Raw genomic sequence first — 21,345 nt, 5'->3', positions numbered from 1 at the left:
TCTATTTCAATTCATCAATAGCATTGGTGGACAAAAAAGTGGTCAGTATCTGTAGAAGGGTACCGTCTACCGAGTTAAAGCTGCCCGGTTTTTTTCTATAAACACAAAATACAGCTTCGGTTCCCCTAATTTGTTCAAAGGGAATAAGTATTCTGGACAGGTATCCCCGGCTTTCCTTTTCGTTTACATATTGGCCGACCTCCTTTTCAAAATTTCCAATATTGATAGGATTATTTGACATAAGAGCATAACTTGCAAGGTGCTCCTTCTCATTGAATTCTTCCTTTCTGACCATCAATTTCGGTGCACCCCGAACATAACCTTTATAATGTACTTCTCCCCCTTTCTTAAAGGCCAACTCAAAGGCATCAATACCTGTTGGCAGTTTCACCAGCTTCGCCAAAATAGGCAGCATGATGTCCCATGGGGCTCGTTTCGGTATTTCTTTTAACAATTGGTCCATAAGATCAATATTGGTATCCGCATGCTTCAACTGCTGTTGTTTTTTGCTTAGGGAAGCCTCCAGGTTTTGGGTTTTCTTAAAAACCCATAGACGCAGATAGTACCAAAACAACAGCCCTGCCAAGCCCAAAAGAAGCAACATGCCCCACCAGGTTTTGTACCACTTTTTCCGAATACGGATGTCTATCTCTGCAGGGATGCTCCAGGCGTAACCCCCAGACTTTTGGGCCCTTACCAATACCTTGTATGAACCGCCCGCAAGTCCCTGGACTTTTATTTCTGGGGTTTCGGAAGGGACGGACCAAGATAGGTTCCCAACCTCATCCTCGGAAAGATCTTTACGGTAAATTTTGTGCTGGTACCCAATACCCTCTCCAGGATATATTATAGAGGTGAATTTCAAATGGGCCACCTCGGTTTCGGAAAAACGAATGGATTGCCTATTTTTTATGGGCCTATCCCCTATTTTCACTTCTCCAAGTACTGGGACAGCAGTGAGCAATGGCACTGGGTTAAGATGGGAGGAATAGACCGCTCCCTCGGCCGTACCCACCCATAGTTTTTGATTGGCATCGAGTACGAGGCTCCTATACGAGGTTACTTTTGAAGGTGTGCCGCTTTTCTCATCAAAAATCACATAGTCCTCGTTTTTGTTTAAATGTACAAGTCCGGCAGTATCCGTGGCCAACCACAGGCCGTCATAGGCCATGGTACATACAGATCGCACTTCGGTCTTGGTCAGGGGGCCCAAATCTATCCTCTTTATATGTTCGGTATCGTACCTCAGGAGTCCATCAGTGGTACCCAGCCACACCATTCCCCTGCGGTCTACCGCTATGTCGTGTACTTCAAAATTGCTACTGGCCCTAAAAGGAAAAGGAAGGCTCTTATTTTCAAAGGTGTCGGTATCCCTATTGTACTTGTACAGATAGCTTTTTAGACCAATCCCTGCGGCATACAGTTCCGATTTGCCCCCTTCCTTCACCACTAGAACACGACTGTTCAATCCTTTCTTATCATCGTAAAGAACAACTTCCCCATCTATCCTGATTTTGGCGACCCCCAAAATGGGTTTGTCGGCCGGAGCCTGGCAAAACCAATTGTCCCCCGTATGATCGGCATACATAAAAAATATTCCCCCGCCTCGGTCGGTCAAATCATAAGTAGCGGTAAGCCTATCATTCCGGTAATGATCGATCTTGCCTTCCGCTGTGCCTAACCAAATGTTCGCGTTGAATGCACTTATACCCATTACCGCGGGCGGCGCCTCCACTTTTTCAAAACCGAGACCTCTATTGGCGGGCCAAGCCCTGCTAACATTGCTTTGAGAAATTAAAACCTCACTATCCTTCAGTGCACTTAAACTAAAAACATTATCAAACGACATTCCTGAAATACTTTGAAAATAGCTTGTGGACATTAACCCCAGCCCAGTTGACATACTTACCCAGATAAGGCCACCTGGTCTAATCTGGTCCTGGGAAAAATAGAGGTGATTAATAGCGCTGTAGGGAAGTTCGTCTATGCGGTGCGGCGTATTGGACCCAAAAACCTTTTGCACTCCCAGGCCGTCCTCATTTACTGTCAGGGTATAGATCGCCGCTTCGGATGCAAGAAAGAACGTACCTGCCAAATCCTTGCCGATATGGCTAAAATTCGTTTCTTCGGCAGGTACCAAGGTCTGTTCCAAAATACGCCTGTTCTGGTCTACCTTCAGTATTATTATCCGTTCGCCCACGAGGTAAAGCTGGTCTCCATCCATATAAAAATGTCGCATGTCCTTAAACTGTTCCAGGCGCTTCATCCGTTGACGTCTCCCATCCTCATAAAAAAGCCCTTCTCCAGGAGCAAGGACCCATACGTTCCCAAAACGATCCTCCCCAAAAGTGGTTTTATCCGTTTTATTGGGGGTGTCCAGCGACAGTTTGTTCCGTACCCTTCCGCTGCTTTGGTAGGTAAAAACAGAACCGTCTACCTGCCCTATCCACAAGCGCTGTGTGGCATCCATAAAAAGCTGTTGTGGATAACCCAAATCTCCCTTGTCCCCGGCTATTTTGAGATAATCCGCTATCTGTACCCGATCCGTTTCGTAATGCAACTGATGTACACCGGTATCATTGGAAAACAGCAAACTGCCCTTGGGGCCTGCAATTATGGATTTTATATACCGGCTCCGCAGGGAAACGTTAAAATCCTCGAAGTCGGTACCATTAAATCGGAACAAGCCTTGATCGGTGGCCAACCACATATAACCTCTGGCATCCTGGACCACTTGGTTTACCTTTTGAAAGGGAAGCTCCCCGCCTTGATACAATGCATATTGGAATTTTTGGCCAAACGTGGTGCAAAGACTTGCCAATGTCCAAAAGAACACAAAAAAGTACTTGTTTTTCATAAACTATAAGGCTGGTCCTTAAATATATGAAAAAAAGGGATATACGTTTTCGGGCCATGCGCCCTAACGCCAGTTATATTGGTGTTTTAGAGCATGCCCTACCCTCATCCATCCATCCTACAAGCGCTCTAAAAAGTCGATCATTTTCTGTCTTTCCACTTCCTTCGGAAGTTTTCCAAAACCAGCCTTCATATTGTCAATCAAATGGTGCGGTTTGGACGTTCCGGGTATGGCGCAGTTGACGGCATCGTTGGCGAGGATGTATTTTAAGAAATACTGGCCCCAGGATGTTATATCCAGGTCCTTGCACCAGGATGGCAGCTCCTTGCCCCTAACTTTTCTAAATAACGCTCCGCCATCATAAGGCCTATTGATGATTACTGCCGTGCCATGATCCTTGGCCGTTCCCAGCAGCCTTTTTTCCGCATTCCGCTGGTTGATGGAATAGTTGAACTGTACAAAATCGGGCTTTTCGGTTCTGATGATACTGGCAAGCCTGTCATGGGAAGCATTGGTATAATGAGTGATTCCCCAGTAGCGGATGGTCCCTTTTTCCTTCCAGGCCTTAAGTGTCCTAAGCTGGGTTTGCCAATCGACCAGGTTGTGTATTTGCATAAGATCCATCTGTGTCCTTTTCATTTTTCGCATGGAGCTCTGCATTTGATCAATACCTGCTTGCCTTCCGCTGGTCCACACCTTGGTAGCATAAAAAAAATGATCCTGAATGTGCAATTTCTGGGTGAGATCCCCCACTACCTGTTCGGAGCTGCCATACATGGGTGAACTATCTATCATTTTACCTCCCAATGCCTTCATTTTAGTCAGCACCTCCTTGAGCGGTGCCCTTGACTGTGTATTACGTCCTACATCGAATGACTGCCAGGTGCCCAGGCCTACGATAGGAAGCAATGCCCCTGAAGAAGGAATCGGTCTTTTTTTAATACCCTCACTGTCAAAGGAAAACAGCATGGGGGACAAAATGGTTCCTGCCGAAATGCCGGCCATCATTTTTGAAGCGGTGCGTCGTGAATAGGTTTTCATTTGTTCATTTTTAGGGTTCGTATCATTTTTTTAGGAGACCGATCTACCTTTTTGCCAAGTTGAAACCCTACATAGGACCATAGGGCTACTAAAGGTACTGCTATAATTGCAATGGGTGATAATCCCAGACCCAAGGATACCAGCCCGGCAAAGGCCCAGCCAGAAAGTGCATCACCTCCCCGATATATTGCCGTGTCCAGAAAGTTCTTGGCCCTGTATTTCTCCTCCCTATTACAGATGGTATACAGCACTTCACGCCCGGGCCGCATCACCATGAAGTTGCCTGCCCGATGAAATATGAGCAACAGCGCTATGATAATAAGAACGGTGTGTTGGCTCAAGGCTACAAAACCAACACCTATCAACAAGGGAATACCACCAAGGGCCAGGGCAAGTCCAAACTTTCCCAATATCCTATTGGTAAGGAAGAATTGTCCTGTTATGGCCAAAAGGTTTGTTATCAAATCTACCCTGGAAAAATAGCCCAATCTGTCCGCGCTCTTTGTCAGGGCCTGTTCCACAATATGTGCCTGTTCAAAATACAGAAAAGTTGATACCGAGGTATACAACAGCATAAAAAGGGCCAGGCCTCTGAGATGGGGAGAGTTCCAAACCAACCTTATCCCTTCAAATATCCCCTTCTTGTTCAAGGGTGCGTTCCCAAAAACCCCTTCGGAAAGCCCCCCTGCCTTTTTCCGATTTCCTTGCAGCCTTAAAATTTTGTGTAGGGCAAGCAGTGTTACCAACAATAATACAATGGCAATAAGGAATAAATTTTCAATATCGCTGCTAGACGAGACTAAGGCCGTGATTACAGGGCCCATAAGTGCGCCCAAACTTCCACCGGCAGAAATAATCCCGAACAAACGCTTGGATTGGCCGGCACTAAATATATCGACCATAACACTCCAAAAAAGGGAAATGGCAAACAGATTGAAAACGCTCAACCAGATAAAAAAGACAAGAGGCATGACCCACATATACCATTCCATCTTATAGCACAGATAAAATAGGGCAACGGAACTTATAAAAAAAAGATAGGACGCCTTTAGCACGCTTCCCATCCGGTATCTGGATGTTATCTTTCCAAAAACGGGTACGATGAGTAACATGGATATAAAGGTTCCCGTAAACAACCATTGCATATTGGAAGCTCCATTGACAATGCCCAACTCATCGCGTAAGGGCCTTAATACAAAATAGGAAGCCAATAGTGAAAAGTAATACAGGAAAGCCCATAAGACCACGGGGAGTTCCGATGGCTTTAGGAGGACATACCTGGCAAGGACCCGAAGCATAGCGACACATTAAGATGTGTGCAATATGCGGCGTATGGGTCACAAGCTTTCAGTGATTTTTAAATGCGGCTTACACATTTCTAAATACACCGATCTACATATGGGCCTTTCTGAATTTTGAAGGTGTGGTCCCGGTTTGCTTTCTAAAGGCCAAATTGAAGGAGGACAAGGAATTAAACCCACACTCATAGGCAATCTCTGAAATTTTAATGTAGTGATAAGCCGAAGACCTGAGCTTTGTTTCGGCCTCCTTGATCCGGTATGAGTTGATAAAGTCCGAAAAGTTGGTCCGAAACCCCTTATTGATTACGTGCGAGGTTAAATAGCTCGGAAATGAAATCGATTTGGACATTTGCCCTATGTTAAAAGTCTCTTGTAGGTATGGTTTTTCGCTCACCATAAGGCCTAAAATTCTAGTTTTTGCCAGCTCAAAATCATGCTCGTCCATGTTAATGTTTCGATATTTTCGCTGGAAACCTGGAGGTTGAAGCACCGTATTACGGGTTATTCCATAAAAAGCGATTACATAGACAAACAAAGCGTAGATTACGGGTCCGGCCATATAGGGGGTAATCTCTAGGATATAATTGGTAAAATACGCGAGCTGAATGGATGTGGCCCCCACTACCAGTATAAAGAGCCATATCCAATGGGCTCTAGGATAAGTGCGTTTGGTTTTTCCTATTTGCAATGCGGCACGGATAACAATTCCCAAGGATAGTACCGTATAAGCCAATTGCTGGACCAATAGGGCAGTGTATCCTCCCAAGTACCAAAAATTATCCTCGTTTAAACGCAAGATAAAGGCCAACAGCATAAGTGCGGGAATAAAATGCAGATAGTTTATGGGCTTCCATCGTTTTTGGGACAGGTAATAATGGAAGTAAAGAAAAAGTGCAGGCCCCGAGGCCGCGTGGGCAATAAAACCCAAGTTTAGGAACCAATTGGGGACAGTATCCAAATAAACCCATAAAAGCGATTTTACAATGCGTAACGTAATCAACAAAAAGAACAAGCCGAGCAGAAGATGGGTATTATTTCGTTTTTTAATCGCAAACAGGTATGCGCCCATAAAAAGGCTTTGAACAGCTCCTACACTTCCCAAAAGGAGTTCGATCTCACGGGTAAAGGGCATGTGGTTTGCCGAAGGATTTGATGGGCGTTGCATACAAAAGGTGATTTAATCTATTGCAAAATACGAGTTTAATGGATGTTGGGTTCAGGTTGGGGCCCCAATTTCAATTTTGGCCCTGTTCCACACTACTTTTTTGATATTGCGCCTTACCAAAAGACATATACGAATTGTCCTTGAGCACATAGTCCTCAACATTTAGCCGTTTCTTGCCCAACAGGGTATAGACGGTTTTTCCCTGTTCCGTGCTTTCATCGCCCCACCAAACGGTCAGGGACTGCGCTGCCGGTTCCAGTTTAAGGGGCAGCATCAGGCCTCGGGAGTCGAACCAATACCCCTCTTTTTTTTCCAGATTGTAAAAGGCACTGGCCTTCATCACCCTGGTAGTTCCCGATTTGTCCACAAACTGGTTTTGGAAGCTTAACTTCACAAATTTGTCGTTTAAAGTGGTTGTCCAATGCATCTTAAAAGCTGCATCGGTACCAAAAAGGGTACCTTGGCCCTCCCACTGGCCCACAATTCCCTCCTTAAAGGTAATTTCCTGTTGCGCGTGGACCGTTGTGCCCATCAACAAGAGTAGTATCGCGATCATCTTTCCCGGGATGTTCATCATTTGAATAATTTAGACTGCCATAAGTTATGAAAATATTGGATATGGGGTACACCCAGCCACTGAAACTCCGAAATACAAAAGCTATCGGGCATTTTCACCGCTTTTTATAGGATTGGGTTTCCTTAAGGCGCTACGCTATAGTGTACGTCCTTTAGTTCCTTTAAAGTGTTTGCCGCCTGTTCCGCGGTAATATCGCGCTGCGGGTTGGCGAACAGTTCGTACCCTACCATAAACTTTTTTATGGTGGCTGATCGCAATAAAGGGGGGTAAAAGGACATATGTAAGTGCCACTCTGGGTGTTCAATACCATCAGTTGGCGCTTGATGGATACCGGCAGAATAAGGGAAAGAGGTTTCAAAGATATTATCGTATCGTGTGGTCAACTTTTTGATGATTTCTGCAAAAGAACGTTTTTCGCTATCCGAAAGCTGGGTGATGTTGGCTATTCTTCTTTTGGGAACAATCATCGTTTCATACGGCCAAATGGCCCAATAGGGTACCAAAGCGACAAAATCGTCATTTTCCAAAACAATTCGCTGGTCCAATTCCTGTTCCTGTATTATATAATCGGACAGGATACTCCTTCCATGCTCCTGCCAGTATCCCAAAAATCGATCCGCTTTTTTCCGCACTTCCTGGGGCAAGGTCCGTTGCGCCCAAATTTGTCCGTGCGGGTGGGGATTGCTACAGCCCATAATTTCGCCCTTATTTTCAAAAATCTGTATATAATTAATCGTGTCCAGGGCTCCAAGCTCTTTGTATTCCCTTTGCCAAAGGGAAATAACATCCGTAATGGCCGAAACGGACATCAGCGGTAGCGTAAGGGAATGATCGGGGGAAAAACAGACCACCTTGCAGATTCCGGATTCGGACTCGGCCCGTAACAGTCCATCTACTTGCTTATCTTCCCTTATATTGGGTAGCAGGGCGGCAAAGTCGTTCGCAAAGGAAAACGGTATTTGGTACCCTGGGTTTACCTTTCCCCCTGCCCGTTCATTGCCTGGACACAGATAGCAATTGGCATCGTATTTGGGCCTTGGACCGCTATCGTTTTTCTCGGTCTTGCCCTGCCAGGGCCTTTTGGTCCTGTGCGGCGAGACCAAGACCCACTCCCCGGTAAGGATGTTGTACCTTCTATGTGGGCTTTGGTTTATACCTGTCTCCATTATTTGGTGTATGTAATTGTTGTTCCCCTGCTTGGTCTTACCTCAAAGGCCTCCAACGGAATGTTGAACTTCTTCTTATACGCATGCGTAGCACTTTCCACAAAACGGGTCACGGATTTTTCATGAACAAGGTGCAATACACATCCCCCAAAACCACCTCCGGTCTGCCTTGCGCCCAGGACCTCCGGGTGTTTCTTTGCAAAATCAACTAAAAAATCCGATTCGGGGCAGCTCACCTCGTATAAGGTCCTAATTCCTTCATGGGCCTCGTAGAGCAGTGCGCCTATGTTGTTCAAGTCCTTTTTTCTCAAAGCATCTACCATAGCCAACACCCGGTTATTTTCACTTATGATGAACGAACATCGGTTAAAAACAGTCGTGTTCATTCGGTCCCTGCACTCCAAAAGCATAGGCGTGTTAACATCGCGAAGCGATTGTACCTCCGGGTACTTTGCCTTTAGTATAGACACCCCTTCTTCGCATTCACTTTTTCGAATATTATAAGCGCTGGAAGCCAAATTATGCGATACCTTGGTATTTAGCATTACCATTTTGTAGGGTGCCAGTTCCATAGGAATATGGGTATGGTCCAGGGACCTACAGTCCAACAACATCGCATGCCCATCTGCCCCCATTACAGAGGCAAATTGATCCATAATCCCACACTGTGTCCCTACAAAATTATGTTCGGCCCTTTGGGATAACTTTACCATGGAAATCTTACTAAGGCCAAGCCCAAAGAGATCATTGAGGCCAAAGGCCAAGCCACATTCCAGGGCCGCCGAGGAGCTTAATCCGGAACCGGCGGGCAAATCACTTTCAATGGTACAATTAAAACCACGAAGGCGATCCGTCTTTTTCGTGATTTCATGGATTACCCCCAAGAGGTAGTTCTCCCATTCCATAGCACTTCTCCTGACCGATTTTAAATCGATACTAAAACCTGTTTTGTATTGCTTGCTGTAAATATGGCACCGGTCATCGGAATTGTTCCTTTGAAAATTAAAGGTAATCTTTCTCGCAATGGCCGCTGGCAGTACATAACCCAGATTGTAATCGGTATGCTCCCCTATAAGGTTTATTCTACCTGGGGAGGCTACAACAAGTTCTGGGGTAAAATCCGTTAAAAATTGCATGTGTGGTCCATTCTGTGAATTTGCAGGCCTAAAAGATCAAATAGGTGCTCAATACCAATGCGGTAATCAATGCACCCACCAACAGCGCATATTTCCACGGCGTGATGTCGATTTCCTCCGTAGTCATCGGTACATAAGGGGTATCCCTGGGAGCCAATTTTCCGATAATCAGCAGCACCAAGACGTTAAAAACGAACAAGATTCCCATAACATGAAGAAAGTGCGGGTACGCCTCTGCTTTGATTATGCTTAGCGCTTTGGGGTCGGTAATGCCTTCTGACCCAGCTTCAACAAGGGCGTAGTCCACATAATACGGACTCAAAACGAACTGGCTGAACAAATAGATGAGTACGCCAAAGGTCAAAACAAGCTTGGCACCCAATGCGGGAACCTTTTTGGTATAAATACCCACCAGAACCACGGCAAAAATCGGTACACTTAAACTTCCCAACATAACCTGGATATAACTGAACAAACCATCGGGAGCATACACGATAAAAGGTGCGATACACATAGATACCAAGGCCAACAGCATCCCAAAAGATTTGCCGGCTTTTACCGTTTGCAGTTCAGAAGACCCTTTTTTGAAATATTGTTTGTACAGGTCGAATCCAAACAAGGTAGCGCTACTATTCAATAAACTGTTGAAGGAACTGAGCACGGCCCCGAAAAGCACCGCGGCAAAAAATCCGATGAATGCAGCAGGCAAAACAGTTTTGACCAATCTGGGATAGGCAAGGTCTGCATAATCCAGGTCCTCGCCGAACAAATGCCAAGCAATGATTCCAGGCAGTACCACAATGACCGGAATAAGGAATTTTACGAAGGCTGCCAGAATCATCCCTTTCTGGCCTTCCTTTAAGCTTTTGGCTCCAAAAACACGCTGCAAAATAGACTGATTGGTCCCCCAATAATAAATCTGGGCCAACATCATTCCTGTAAAGATAGTGCCGAACGGAACGGAAGCATCTACCCCGCCCGCAGCGATAAATTTTTCCGGATTACTCTTCCATAAAATATCCAAACCTTGGGAAACACTGCCGTTTCCTATGGCCATTAAACCAAAGACGGGAATCAAAAGTCCTCCTATCAGTAGTCCCACCGCATTGATCAAATCGGACACGGCCACCGCTTTAAGGCCGCCGAAAATGGCGTAAATGGACCCAATTATGCCTATGCTCCAAACACATACCCAAATGGTGGCATTTTGGGACAGTCCCAGCATGTTGGGTAGATCAAACATGGTACTAAAGGCCAAGGAACCGGAATACAATATGGTGGGCAGCAAAACAATCCCGTACGCTATCAAAAATAAAACGGATAAAATTGCCTTGGTCTGATGGTCAAATCTGTTCTCAATAAACTGTGGTATGGTAGTGATGCCGCCCCTCATGTATTTGGGAAGCAGAAAAATGGCGGTGACAATCATGGCAATGGCTGCCAGGGTCTCCCATGCCATAACCAAAACACCCTCTGTGAACGCCTGACCGTTAAGGCCAACGATCTGCTCCGCCGAAAGGTTGGTAAGCAACAACGAGCCGGCAATGGTAATTGCCCCTAGGCTTCTTCCGCCAAGATAATAGCCATCGGCCGATTTCTCGTTTGTACTTCGGGTAGCGTACCATGCAATCCCCGCTACCAATAAGGTAAATCCTGCGAACGAAGCAATGGCGAGTATTCCCATAATTATAGTTGGTTTGGTTGCAATTAATTATTGTTTCAGACATTGTACCATGCCGCCTTTCGGGACCGCAATCGATAACAATCCCTGTTTAAAAAGCATATCCTTTTCCTCAATTATGGTACCCATGCAGTCAAATATACAACAATTGTACCCTCCAAAATCGCTCTTAAAATCGAGAACGATTTGCTCGGACATTTTTGCGTTCAATACGTGAACCGTCCTATACGCTTCTTCAAAGGGAAGCAAGCGCTCATCGTAAATCCCAAAAATTATATGTTGATTTTTCATTACGCTTTGGATCGGATAGTTGGATAGAGGTCCGTAGGGTTTAAAATCGCCCTCCAAGAGGACGGAGGCATTTTCCTTCCAATAGGCCGTATAAAAGGCGATCATTTTAATGTACCTCGAAGGCATATCGCCCAATAACATGGATAATTGTGGCACTCCAAAAAGGGTATTTATCATGTGAAGTGCGGCTATTTCCAAGGGTTCGTCCTCGTGCCAGGTCACCATATCCGAATGCACGGCACTCCGGCCACATAGCATTTTAATATCCGCTATACGGACGCGGTTCATGGTGGCATCCCCAGGGCAATCGAACGCTCGGAACATATTGCCGTGCTTACGCATGGCAGGCCCTGTATACTTTTGTCTAAACTCGATGAAAACCTCTGGATTTATGTCCTGTAAGGCTTTGATAACATCGGTCAACAACCGATCAACCGCTGCATTGATAGAAGCGTAGTCCCTTCCGTCTTCCTGACTAAGAGGGGTGTCGGGATACAGTCTGAAATCATCTATAAAATCCAGTTTAAAACCATCCAAATTCCAGTGTTCCAAGGCGTTCGCATAGGTCGCTATCAAATACTGTCTCACCTCGGGGAAACGGGGATCGAAGACAGGTGCCCACCGATGATTTTCGGTCAGAAACTTTCCCTTAAATTTTTTATAAGCCTTGGACTTTCTACCGCAGAAAGGCACAGAAAACCATAGGCCCACCTTCATACCCAATTGATGTATACGGTTTACAAAAGCGGTCATTTCCGGAATACGTTCTGGGTGCCAATCGCCTGTATAATCGTATCCTCGATTAGAATCTACGGTTTGCCAACCGTCATCAATAATAATGGTCCCATATCCTAGGCGGCTTGCAACTTCACATTCCTTCAACAATAGTTCCTCGTTCAAATTTTGATGGAACTGATACCATGTAGAGTACAAGGGCATCTTGGCACTGCTTGGCACGTAGGCAGGTTTTAAAGCATCATAGCTCTCCCACCATTGCGATACTTCCCTAAGCGTTTTGGAGAAATGCAAATCGCGATAGTCCAAACGCAACTGCACTTTAAAATTTTTCATGGCGTACTCATATTCCGTAAAAAAGGTAATATGACAATGGAAGCAGTTGTCCTCTTCCCTTAGCCGAGCGTTCATTTCCAATTTATTGATGGCATTGGAACAGGCAAAGGTCAATACGTTATGGTCATTATGGCCAAACAGGCTTATCACCGGGGCATCTATGGAAATCCTGGATTCCATATCCCCCAGTTCCCAGTCTGCCTGTATGCGCTTGGAAAAATCCGCAGTCGGTTTCCATACCCCTTTAACATTGACTGCAGGTACGATCCACTTTAATGTAACAGGCTGGGGATACATCTGAATTTCGCTGTTGATATCCACATCATATAGGACAAGCCCATCTTTATCGTACGTCTTGGTAAGTGTTGAGGTTATAGCGGCCTCTGCCCCAAGAACGCTGATCTGACCTATATTTTTCTCGGTGGTCCCCGTAATCATACTATTTCCTTTTTATTAAATGACCGGTTCGTTCAGCAGTGGTCCAAAAAAGCAGCATACCACTTTAATAAAAGCCAAGTAACCGAACATCACTTGGCTTTTACACATGCTAAACTGAAAAAACTTAAACTAAACTCAAAAAAACTTTCTTTAATAACCTGGGTTTTGAACCAGATTTGGGTTTGCCTGCAATTGTGGAACAGGTATCCATATCAACTCATCGCGGCCGCTGGTGAAAACGGCGGATTCGCCGGCAAGGGACTTCGGATGCCTACCATTGGCCACAGTAGATCCCGGTCCCAAAATGTCGTCTGCCAAGCCCCAGCGAACCAAGTCGAGAAAGCGATGGCTTTCCCCGGTCAATTCCATGATCCGCTCATCCACAATGGCATCAAAAACCTGTGCCTGGGTAAGGCCTGCGACGAGATCTGCAATTCCCGCCCTGGCTCGGACCTGATTGATAAGGGTAATGGCCGTTCCGGTATTTCCCAATTCGTTTTCCGCCTCGGCGAGCATCAACAGTACGTCGGCATATCGTATGATCCTCCAGTTGGTCCCGATGGTTTGACCCAATACCGGGATACTCTCTCTGGTGCCCGCAAAATAAGCGGCATACTTTTTTGTAAAATAAGGTTCCACGCCCCTAGTATTGGCTTCCGCAATATCCGCGGCAAAATCTTCGGCAAAGGGTAGTCCACCATACCCGGTGGAACCGGGGTAGTCAAACCCGATAGTTTCATTTCGACGCACGGTGTCACCATTGTCCTCAAAAACCTGAAAGATGTGCGGGTTGATAAAATGGCCGTTATCCGGACTTAAATTTGGCGGGGCATAGTCGATGAAGTAATTTCCCTGCGTTCCCGTACCGGGGATATCCGAGCCCCATACAAAGTTATCCTGACCCAAATATTGCAATTCAAAGACCGATTCCTCGTTGTTTTCATTGGATTCATCAAAATTCTCCGCATAACGTTCCGCAGGTAAAAGGGCGTAGCTGAAATTTGTGGTTACCGCCCTTAGATCCGTAGCTGCCTCCGCATAGTTTTGCATATACAGATGTGTTTTGCCCCTGAGTCCCAAAGCGGAGCCCGCAGTAGGTCTTCCGGCGTCCTCTTCTCCCCATGAGGCCGGCAATCTGTTGGCAGCTTCGGTAAGATCCGCAATAACTGCATTGAATATTTCCGCTTGGGTAGCAGGGGGAGGAAAGAAATCCTCTGTGGATGTAGGTGTCTGCATAACCAAGGGTACATTGCCCCAGTAGGCCGCTAGATACCAGTTGGCAAAGGCTCTCATAAAATAAGCTTGTCCTAAAATTTCATCACGTACCGTGGCATTCGACAAGTTTTCGTCATTCGCGGCTTGAATAATCGTATTGGCCCTGGATATCGTCTGATACAATTGCGGAAACATATCGGCAGACCAGCGCGACACCCCGGGAACGCCCTGAAGCGTAGACATCTGGGTATTTGTATCAAAGGGTACAATATTAAAAGCGTCCGAACGTAGTACGGCACCGGTATGCACTACCCTTCCCCAGAAGAAAACAGCCGTTATGGGGTGGTACATGCCATTTACCGCAAGCCTAAAATCAGTTTCCGATTGAAAAAATTCAGGCTCTGCCACGGTGTTTGGATTGGAAAGCTCCAACTGATCTTCGTCACATCCATTTATGTGGAACGCTAGTCCCAATAAAAGAAGACTCCCTAAAATTTTACTTTTTATTTTCATGACTATAATTACATTTAAATTATAAAACAATTTTTTTTAAAAAGATATTTGGGCCCCTAAAATGAACGTTCTGGGCCGGGGTTGCGCCCGTACATCCAATCCCCTACCCAAAATGGGGTTGGTCACATTCCTGAAGCCGAAGAATCCTGTATCTGCATCGGCTTGGGCGCCCGAAGTAGAGCCAATCTCGGGATCGTATCCCGAATATCCGGTTATGGTAAATACGTTTTGCATATTAAAGAAGAGCCTGGCGTTCTTGACCCATGGCACCTCGCCAAAAAGGTCACTGAGATCATAGCCTATCTCCAAGGTCTTGAGACGTAAAAACGAGCCGTCCTCCACGAAGAAATCCGAAGGCAATTGGTTTCCTGCAGGTCCTCCCGCGGCAGCTGCCCTAGGGACATTTGTATTTTCATTCTGGCCTAGGACAAAAGAGTTCCGAACCAATCCAAATTTATTGTCGTCCGTGAAAAAGACGCCAAAAAACTTGGTGACATTGTAAATTTCATTGCCTTGCACCCCGTTAAAGAACAGGCCAAAATCCCAGTTTTTATAGGTACCGCTAAAATTGATTCCGTAGGTAAAGTCAGGCGTGGGATCACCCAAATTTACCTGGTCATCCGTGGTAATCTGTCCATCGCCGTTCACATCCACTCTTCTGAAATCTCCAGGCTGTACCAAGCCTCGTCTGGTTGGGTCGTTGGCAATGCCCGGATCGCTATCTATTTCGGCCTGACTGCGGTAAATGCCGTCGTTGCGGAACCCAAAGAAAAAACCTAAGGGATTGCCTTCCTCAAAGCGGTTTACCCTGGTCTGTTCCTCGTTGATTACGGGGCCAAGTATGGGGTTCGGAGCCGTGGTCAGCTCATTATCAATGGCCGCAAAATTAAACCCGATATCGAAATTGAAATCTCCTTCGCTTCGATTGCTCCAACTCGCCTGCAATTCAAAACCTTTATTGTTAATGGAAGCGGCATTTTGAATTACTGGATTGGCCGAACCTGTTGTTGATGGCACATCCACGGCCAATAGGACATCATCGTTATCCCTGGAAAAATAATCCAGACTTACGTTTAAGCGGTTATCGAACAGTGCGGCATCGAGACCCACATTGATCGTGGTGGCCGTTTCAAAAGTAATATTCTTGTCAACAAGGGACGTAATGGCAAAACCTTGATCGGGTGTGCCTCCGAAGGCAACATTGGAAGAGATACCCAGTACGGATTGGAAAACAAAATCTCCAATATTTTGAGATCCCAATTCCCCGTATCCTGCACGAAACTTTAAGGTATTGAACACGGACTCCTCTGGCCAAAAACCTTCATTGCTTATGATCCATCCTACCGAAAAGGACGGAAATACATCGGAGTTCAAGTCGTTGAGCGAAGAGAAACGCGAAGTGGCATCCCTACGAACAATACCAGAGAAAAGGTATTTGTTATCATATTTATAATTGATACGCCCGAAGGTGGAAAACAAACGCGATAACAATCTACCTCCACCGGTATTCTGGACCAAATCTGCAAAGCCGGCAACATTTCTGATATTGTTACTGGGGAGGCCCTGCACATAAACCGCTAAGGTATTGTTATCGACTTGCTGACGGGCACCGCCCAATAGCATGTCAAAATCGTGCTTTCCAAATGCCCTTTTATAGTTTATAGTGGGCTCCACATTGGTGGATAAAATTTCCTGCCTTACTTCTGTTAGATCATTGGCGTCATTGATATTGGCGGTGGCATCCGTAACACTTTGAAAGAAGGTGGGCAAAAAGGAGTTTCTATAGATGTTCCTATAGTCAACACCAATGTTCAACTTGGCCGTAAGTCCTTCGATAATCTCATAACTTAGGTTAACATTGCCCAATAGGTTCCTTTCTGTGTTTTCATCATCAAGCAGGTTGGCGTTGGCAAATTTGTTGGTTCCCCCTACCCCATAGATATCGCCGTCCACAGCTTCAAAACCCCCTTCATTATCCGGATTAAAGGCATTTAATATGGGCAATGTGGGACCTTGGTTTCCAAACGCCAAATTTTGTGTAAAATCGTTTTGCGCGTACAAAAGGGATTCCTCTATCTTAAATTTCCCCAAGGTAAACCTGCTGTTTAAACGAGAGGTGATCCTTTGGAAATCCGAACTGATCAACAGTCCTTCTTCCTTATAGTAGTTGCTGGAAAAAAAGTAGGAAGAATTTTCACCCCCGCCACTAACATTAAACCCATAATCTTCGATGCTCCCTGTATTTATGGTGAGGTCTTGAAAATCGGTGTTGATGCCCGGATCCACGATATCGCCTAGAAGTCCATCATTGACCCTCCGTTGATTCAAATAAGCTATATATTCAGGCCCGTTCAATAAATCCAGTGTTTTGCTGGAGGTATTGACACCGGTCCGTATGTCTACGTTTACGGTAGGTGCGGAATTCACGTAGCCCCTATTGGTAGAAATGATGATTACCCCATTTGCTGCCCTGGTACCGTAAATAGCCGCTGAAGTAGCATCCTTTAGTACCTGGATATCCACAATATCCTTGGGGTTCAGAAAAACAATATCGTCCACAATGGTCCCATCCACTACATAAAGTGGAAAGGAATTGGTCAACGAGCTGATGCCTCGGACAAAAACGTTGGCCGGACTTCCGGGTTCACCACCCGCGCTTTCCACGGTTACCCCAGCGAGTTTCCCTTGTAATGCCGTAGTGGGGTTCGCCGTTACAATCTGCTCCACATCCTTCGCTTTTATCTGAGAAATGGCGCCTGTAACATCCACTTTGGCCTGCGAACCAAAACCCACGATGACTACTTCATCCAGGAGGGCCGAATCCACTTGCAAACTAATGTTGATCTGGGTTTGTCCGTTGACCGCAATCTCTTGGGTTCCATACCCGATATAACTGAATACCAGGATGGCGTCGTTCGCAACACTGATCGCATAGTTTCCATCAAAATCGGTCGTAACACCATTGGTAGTTCCCTTTTCCACAATGTTGACACCCGGTAAGGGTCCCTCTGTATCGGAAACCGTACCCGTGACCTCCAAGGTCTGTGCTGCGGCTATGCAGCTAAATAGCATGAGTGCCAAACCTGTAAGTTGCTTTAGCAGTTTTTTGTTCATAAGGTAGAATTTAGATTGATTAGTATTTATGCTATGATATTCTATGCTACTCAACAAATGTAAAAAAAAGATTAACACATCAAAAAAAAAGGTTAAAAAAAATAACTATTTAACAGCTATTGGTGATAAAATTTAAATATTTGACATTTGAAGCGGCCACTGCTTCTTAGGAAAACCGACTAGAGGGAATTACGCCGGATAAGATTAAAAGGTAAGATTGTCTGGGTCTTGTTCCCGTGTTTTACATAATTCGCGGCCTTTTTGGCCATGTCGTTAAAGTCCGTGGAAATCGTGGTAATTCCGCCAAAAACGATCTGGTTGGCAATATGATCGTTGTGCGAGAGGATACCCACGTCCTTGCCCACTACATATTGATTGTCCCTGCAATCGCGCAATACTTCCCAGAAGAACGTATCGGCAAGAAAAAAATAGAGGTGCCCAGGTTTCACGGATCCCGGTTTATATTTTTTTTCGACCTCCCCATGGACTCCGTAATCGGCCAAAAAACGTTTGAAGGCATGTAAAATTCCAACAGGATAGTCTGTGTTTTTGCTAAAAAACAGTATAAACTTCTTGTAATTCCTAATGGCGGGCAAAAGTTCCGTCAGCTTGCTATAGGTAGTCTCCTCGAATTCCTGGGATATGTAGGAGTAGCTATCGGGCATTTTTAAAAAACGGTCCACAATAAGCAACTTTTGGGGTTCTATGCTTTCCAATAGGGGCCGTATGCGCTTGTTCGGAATTGGCGCGATAACGTACATGCCGTACTTTCCCTTAACGTTGGCAAAAATACTTTCAAAAATAGTGAGGTTGTTGTGATGAAAAAACACATCAATATGAAAACGTTTTCCCAATTCCTTTCTAAAGGTATTGTAAAACTCTTCCTGAAAGCGATGGAAGGCGAACAGCAAGAGCGCAATTTTTCGGGTTACCTTCGTTTCCTGGCTTATGATAAAATAGCCCTTGAGTTTTTTGGATTCCACCAAACCGCGTTCCTTTAATTCCTCATAGGCCTTCACTATGGTCTTTCGGGCATACCCCAGTTCTTCTACCATTTTATTGATAGAAGGAAGCTGGTCTCCCGTGACCAGGATACCTTCATCAATGGCCTCAATAACCCCGTGTACCAACTGCTCATGCTTGGATAGGGTATTCACCTCCTTGAGCTTTACAATCTTATCAATTAAAGACATGTTCTTGATTTCCCTTTACGTAAATGCGGTGCGTAATATTACGAAAAAATAAGAGTCTAGCGTTTTCATATCGATAATTGACCTTAAAATGGCCCCAAATTGGCATCTAGTGACAAGCGCTTCGTGTGCCTGCTTTACCGTATCTTTATGTCTTTCACTATAAGCACGATCAAATTTTCTTCTCTGCATGACCACCAAACTCCTAGTCCTTAGCATCTATTTTCTCATCCTGTTCCTTATTGGAATATTCGCCTCAAAAAAGGTAAAGAGTCTAAGCGATTATTATGTGGGTGGAAAGAAAGTAGGATACTGGGCAGCGGCATTCTCCGCACGGGCCACTGGAGAATCGGGTTGGCTGCTACTGGGACTTACCGGCATGGGGGCCATTGCTGGAATTTCTGCCTATTGGGTAGTGCTGGGAGAGGTATTGGGCGTGGCTATTTCCTGGTTTTTTATGGCCAAGCCTTTTAAACGCGAGTCCGATAGCTACAAGGCTATTACCATACCCGACTATCTGGATGGACGGTTCAAGCCCACCTCAAATCTCCTAAGGAGCATTGCGGCGACCGCCCTTTCCGTGTTCGTGATCATTTATGTAAGTGCACAAATTGATACTACGGGAAAAGCGTTTGAATCCCTGATCGGTATCGATTACTTCACTGGAGCCATCGTAGGGTTTCTTGTAGTGACGGCCTATATTTTTGTGGGCGGTTTTTTGGCTGCCGTATGGTCCGATTTTTTCCAAGGCCTAATGATGTTCTTTGGCCTTATAGCGCTTCCTCTAATAGCTTGGTTTTCTATAGAAAGTGGCTCGGAATTTGTTAACGGACTCAGGGCCATAGACCCCCGTCTCCTGAATCTTTGGGGAACTAGTCACGACCCCTGGATAAACGCCTTTACCATTTTAGGGTTCGCCATGATCGGACTGGGTTTTTTGGGTTCTCCCCAGATCTATGTGCGCTTTATGGCCATCAAGAACGAGCAGGAAATCAACAAGGGGCGATGGGTGGCCATTTTGTTTACCTTATTAACGGATGCCGCCGCCGTTACCATTGGGCTGTTGGGAAGGTACCTGTTTACGGAAACGGGGCAAGATCCCCTTGCGGTACTTGGAATAGGTGGGGAAAATGTATTGATCGTCATGGTAGAGCATTTGTTGCCCCTTACATTGGTAGGGGTATATATAGCCATTGTGTTATCTGCAATCATGTCCACTATAGATTCGTTGTTGATCGTTGCCTCTAGCGCCATTACACGGGATTTCTATCAGAAAATATTTCACCCTAACTTGGCAAACAATAGACTCGGACGTCTTTCGCGTGTGGTCACGCTGCTTATGGCCCTTTTGGCTTTGGGACTCTCCATGGCTGTTGCCGTGCTCTCCCCGGATAGAACCATCTTTTGGTTCATTATCTTCGGTTGGTCCGGTATAGCCGCAACTTTTTGTCCGGTAATTATTTTATCCCTGTTTTGGAAGAACTACTCCGAAAAAGGTGCTATTGCCTCCATGGTCACCGGGTTTCTCTGTGTCCCCCTGTTCAAATTTGTCGTACAGGAGATAGCCGGTATCGGGGTATATTTTGAGAAACTCGATGTATTGGCACCCTCCTTTCTTTTGGCCATGCTGGCCGGTTGGGTATTCACCAAACTGTACCCTGCAAAGAAGGTTTCAAAGACGTCTTAGGAGTGTCCCATTTCAGCGATCAGGGCACATTTTAGAAGGTCGGTCCAAGGGTTTTAAATAAAATAGGCCCGCCATAAGACGGACCTATTCTCCTAATCACCCAGGTTGCTCCCAATCAACCTGAGCTTTGCACAGTACTGTAATTCTTAAGAATGGGCTCGCTGTAGGACGAGCCCATTCGCCAAGTCGCACAAATTGCTCGTCGCAATCTGAGCTCTACACACCAGAATTACCCTCATGGGCAATTTTATTTGGAGAAAGTCACTATAAACGTCCGGTTTATGGCCTCCTTCAACCTTACCACTCATACTTTCTCACCGTATATCTTCCAGCACTCATTTGGAAGTGGCCGGTATATCATTTTTTTACAATCTTTTGTGACACCTCCTCCCCTTCCAAGAAATCAATGATGCACTTGTGATAGGGCAGTTTTAATTTTTTTCGCAAGCGATACCGGGCCGTATACACACTCTCCTTGGAAATCCCTAAAAGCGCCGCCATATGGGTGGGTGTAAGGTTTAGTTTTTCCAGTGCCAACAGGCGTTCTTCGGAAAGTGTAAAACGGTATCCTTGGGTAAGGATCAGCCTCAAAAAAGATGGGTAGGCCAAAAAAAACTTCTCCCTGAAGACAGACCAGTCCCGTGGGTTTCGAAGTCTATGGGTTGCCAAATCTTCCAATAAGGCAATATGACCCTTCGCCATCCTTCGTTCCGGTTTCCTCGACACAGTTCCTTTTCCCATATTACAAATCCCGTTGCTTCATTTTTTTTCCATTTTGAGCTTTCCTTAAATCCGCAAAAGCCCCTCTTATATTTTGTAGATAAGGGCAGTTTGGCACTACCCACCCGGCTTACCTACGGGGTACAAAGTTTAGACAGCTAGCGTTCATGAAAAAACCTGAA

14 protein-coding genes are annotated in these 21,345 nt (G+C 45.5%); 1 reads left to right on the top strand and 13 read right to left on the bottom strand.

Annotated elements, in window-relative coordinates:
- Position 1: 1 nt before the first annotated feature.
- From ACRD67_RS14225 to ACRD67_RS14170, 12 genes are all read right to left on the bottom strand, one after another.
- On the bottom strand, positions 2–2,857 hold the full coding sequence (locus ACRD67_RS14225; RefSeq protein WP_430967873.1) for a ligand-binding sensor domain-containing protein: 2,856 nt from the start codon (positions 2,855–2,857) through the stop codon (positions 2–4).
- A 117-nt stretch (positions 2,858–2,974) separates the two neighbouring features.
- Positions 2,975–3,898 (bottom strand): aldo/keto reductase, encoded by a 924-nt coding sequence (locus ACRD67_RS14220; RefSeq protein WP_430967872.1) that lies wholly within the window; start codon positions 3,896–3,898, stop codon positions 2,975–2,977.
- Positions 3,895–5,196 (bottom strand): NTP/NDP exchange transporter, encoded by a 1,302-nt coding sequence (locus tag ACRD67_RS14215; RefSeq protein ID WP_430967871.1) that lies wholly within the window; start codon positions 5,194–5,196, stop codon positions 3,895–3,897. The genes ACRD67_RS14220 and ACRD67_RS14215 overlap by 4 nt, the downstream gene beginning before the upstream one ends.
- 94 nt (positions 5,197–5,290) lie before the next feature.
- Positions 5,291–6,364, bottom strand: coding sequence for a helix-turn-helix domain-containing protein (locus ACRD67_RS14210; protein ID WP_430967870.1), 1,074 nt, complete (start codon positions 6,362–6,364; stop codon positions 5,291–5,293).
- A 70-nt stretch (positions 6,365–6,434) separates the two neighbouring features.
- The gene (locus tag ACRD67_RS14205; RefSeq protein ID WP_430967869.1) at positions 6,435–6,941 is read right to left on the bottom strand and encodes a hypothetical protein; all 507 of its coding nucleotides are present in this window, start codon (positions 6,939–6,941) and stop codon (positions 6,435–6,437) included.
- A gap of 122 nt (positions 6,942–7,063) precedes the next feature.
- Positions 7,064–8,107 (bottom strand): UDP-glucose--hexose-1-phosphate uridylyltransferase, encoded by a 1,044-nt coding sequence (locus ACRD67_RS14200; protein ID WP_430967868.1) that lies wholly within the window; start codon positions 8,105–8,107, stop codon positions 7,064–7,066.
- Positions 8,107–9,243 (bottom strand): galactokinase, encoded by a 1,137-nt coding sequence (galK, locus tag ACRD67_RS14195; protein WP_430967867.1) that lies wholly within the window; start codon positions 9,241–9,243, stop codon positions 8,107–8,109. Before galK ends, ACRD67_RS14200 begins: the two co-directional genes overlap by 1 nt.
- Positions 9,244–9,271: 28 nt before the next feature.
- Positions 9,272–10,927: a solute:sodium symporter family transporter gene (locus ACRD67_RS14190; protein WP_430967866.1), complete on the bottom strand. Its 1,656-nt coding sequence runs from the start codon at positions 10,925–10,927 to the stop codon at positions 9,272–9,274.
- Between the two features lie 27 nt (positions 10,928–10,954).
- The gene (locus tag ACRD67_RS14185; RefSeq protein WP_430967865.1) at positions 10,955–12,724 is read right to left on the bottom strand and encodes a glycoside hydrolase family 36 protein; all 1,770 of its coding nucleotides are present in this window, start codon (positions 12,722–12,724) and stop codon (positions 10,955–10,957) included.
- 150 nt (positions 12,725–12,874) lie between these two features.
- The gene (locus ACRD67_RS14180; protein ID WP_430967864.1) at positions 12,875–14,452 is read right to left on the bottom strand and encodes a RagB/SusD family nutrient uptake outer membrane protein; all 1,578 of its coding nucleotides are present in this window, start codon (positions 14,450–14,452) and stop codon (positions 12,875–12,877) included.
- Positions 14,453–14,488: 36 nt separating this feature from the next.
- Positions 14,489–17,566 carry a SusC/RagA family TonB-linked outer membrane protein gene (locus tag ACRD67_RS14175; RefSeq protein WP_430967863.1) on the bottom strand — a complete coding sequence of 1,026 codons (3,078 nt, stop codon included), beginning with the start codon at positions 17,564–17,566 and terminating at the stop codon, positions 14,489–14,491.
- A gap of 179 nt (positions 17,567–17,745) precedes the next feature.
- On the bottom strand, positions 17,746–18,759 hold the full coding sequence (locus ACRD67_RS14170; RefSeq protein ID WP_430967862.1) for a GntR family transcriptional regulator: 1,014 nt from the start codon (positions 18,757–18,759) through the stop codon (positions 17,746–17,748).
- Positions 18,760–18,946: 187 nt separating this feature from the next.
- Between ACRD67_RS14170 and ACRD67_RS14165 the strand changes: the two genes are divergently transcribed.
- Positions 18,947–20,443 (top strand): sodium/proline symporter, encoded by a 1,497-nt coding sequence (locus ACRD67_RS14165; protein WP_430967861.1) that lies wholly within the window; start codon positions 18,947–18,949, stop codon positions 20,441–20,443.
- A gap of 357 nt (positions 20,444–20,800) precedes the next feature.
- Here the strand turns inward: ACRD67_RS14165 and ACRD67_RS14160 are convergent, their stop codons facing one another.
- Positions 20,801–21,145 (bottom strand): helix-turn-helix transcriptional regulator, encoded by a 345-nt coding sequence (locus ACRD67_RS14160; protein ID WP_430967860.1) that lies wholly within the window; start codon positions 21,143–21,145, stop codon positions 20,801–20,803.
- Positions 21,146–21,345: the final 200 nt, after the last annotated feature.

Source organism: Eudoraea algarum, assembly GCF_050589645.1.
In the GTDB taxonomy this organism is placed as follows: domain Bacteria; phylum Bacteroidota; class Bacteroidia; order Flavobacteriales; family Flavobacteriaceae; genus JBNGOQ01.
This window is presented reverse-complemented; position numbering and strand designations above follow the sequence as displayed.

Bases quoted from the DNA above. Each gene is read 5' to 3' on its own strand.
- ACRD67_RS14225 (WP_430967873.1), bottom strand. From the start codon at position 2,857: ATGAAAAACAAGTACTTTTTTGTGTTCTTTTGGACATTGGCAAGTCTT.
- ACRD67_RS14220 (WP_430967872.1), bottom strand. From the start codon at position 3,898: ATGAAAACCTATTCACGACGCACCGCTTCAAAAATGATGGCCGGCATT.
- ACRD67_RS14215 (WP_430967871.1), bottom strand. From the start codon at position 5,196: ATGCTTCGGGTCCTTGCCAGGTATGTCCTCCTAAAGCCATCGGAACTC.
- ACRD67_RS14210 (WP_430967870.1), bottom strand. From the start codon at position 6,364: ATGCAACGCCCATCAAATCCTTCGGCAAACCACATGCCCTTTACCCGT.
- ACRD67_RS14205 (WP_430967869.1), bottom strand. From the start codon at position 6,941: ATGATGAACATCCCGGGAAAGATGATCGCGATACTACTCTTGTTGATG.
- ACRD67_RS14200 (WP_430967868.1), bottom strand. From the start codon at position 8,107: ATGGAGACAGGTATAAACCAAAGCCCACATAGAAGGTACAACATCCTT.
- galK (WP_430967867.1), bottom strand. From the start codon at position 9,243: ATGCAATTTTTAACGGATTTTACCCCAGAACTTGTTGTAGCCTCCCCA.
- ACRD67_RS14190 (WP_430967866.1), bottom strand. From the start codon at position 10,927: ATGGGAATACTCGCCATTGCTTCGTTCGCAGGATTTACCTTATTGGTA.
- ACRD67_RS14185 (WP_430967865.1), bottom strand. From the start codon at position 12,724: ATGATTACGGGGACCACCGAGAAAAATATAGGTCAGATCAGCGTTCTT.
- ACRD67_RS14180 (WP_430967864.1), bottom strand. From the start codon at position 14,452: ATGAAAATAAAAAGTAAAATTTTAGGGAGTCTTCTTTTATTGGGACTA.
- ACRD67_RS14175 (WP_430967863.1), bottom strand. From the start codon at position 17,566: ATGAACAAAAAACTGCTAAAGCAACTTACAGGTTTGGCACTCATGCTA.
- ACRD67_RS14170 (WP_430967862.1), bottom strand. From the start codon at position 18,759: ATGTCTTTAATTGATAAGATTGTAAAGCTCAAGGAGGTGAATACCCTA.
- ACRD67_RS14165 (WP_430967861.1), top strand. From the start codon at position 18,947: ATGACCACCAAACTCCTAGTCCTTAGCATCTATTTTCTCATCCTGTTC.
- ACRD67_RS14160 (WP_430967860.1), bottom strand. From the start codon at position 21,145: ATGGCGAAGGGTCATATTGCCTTATTGGAAGATTTGGCAACCCATAGA.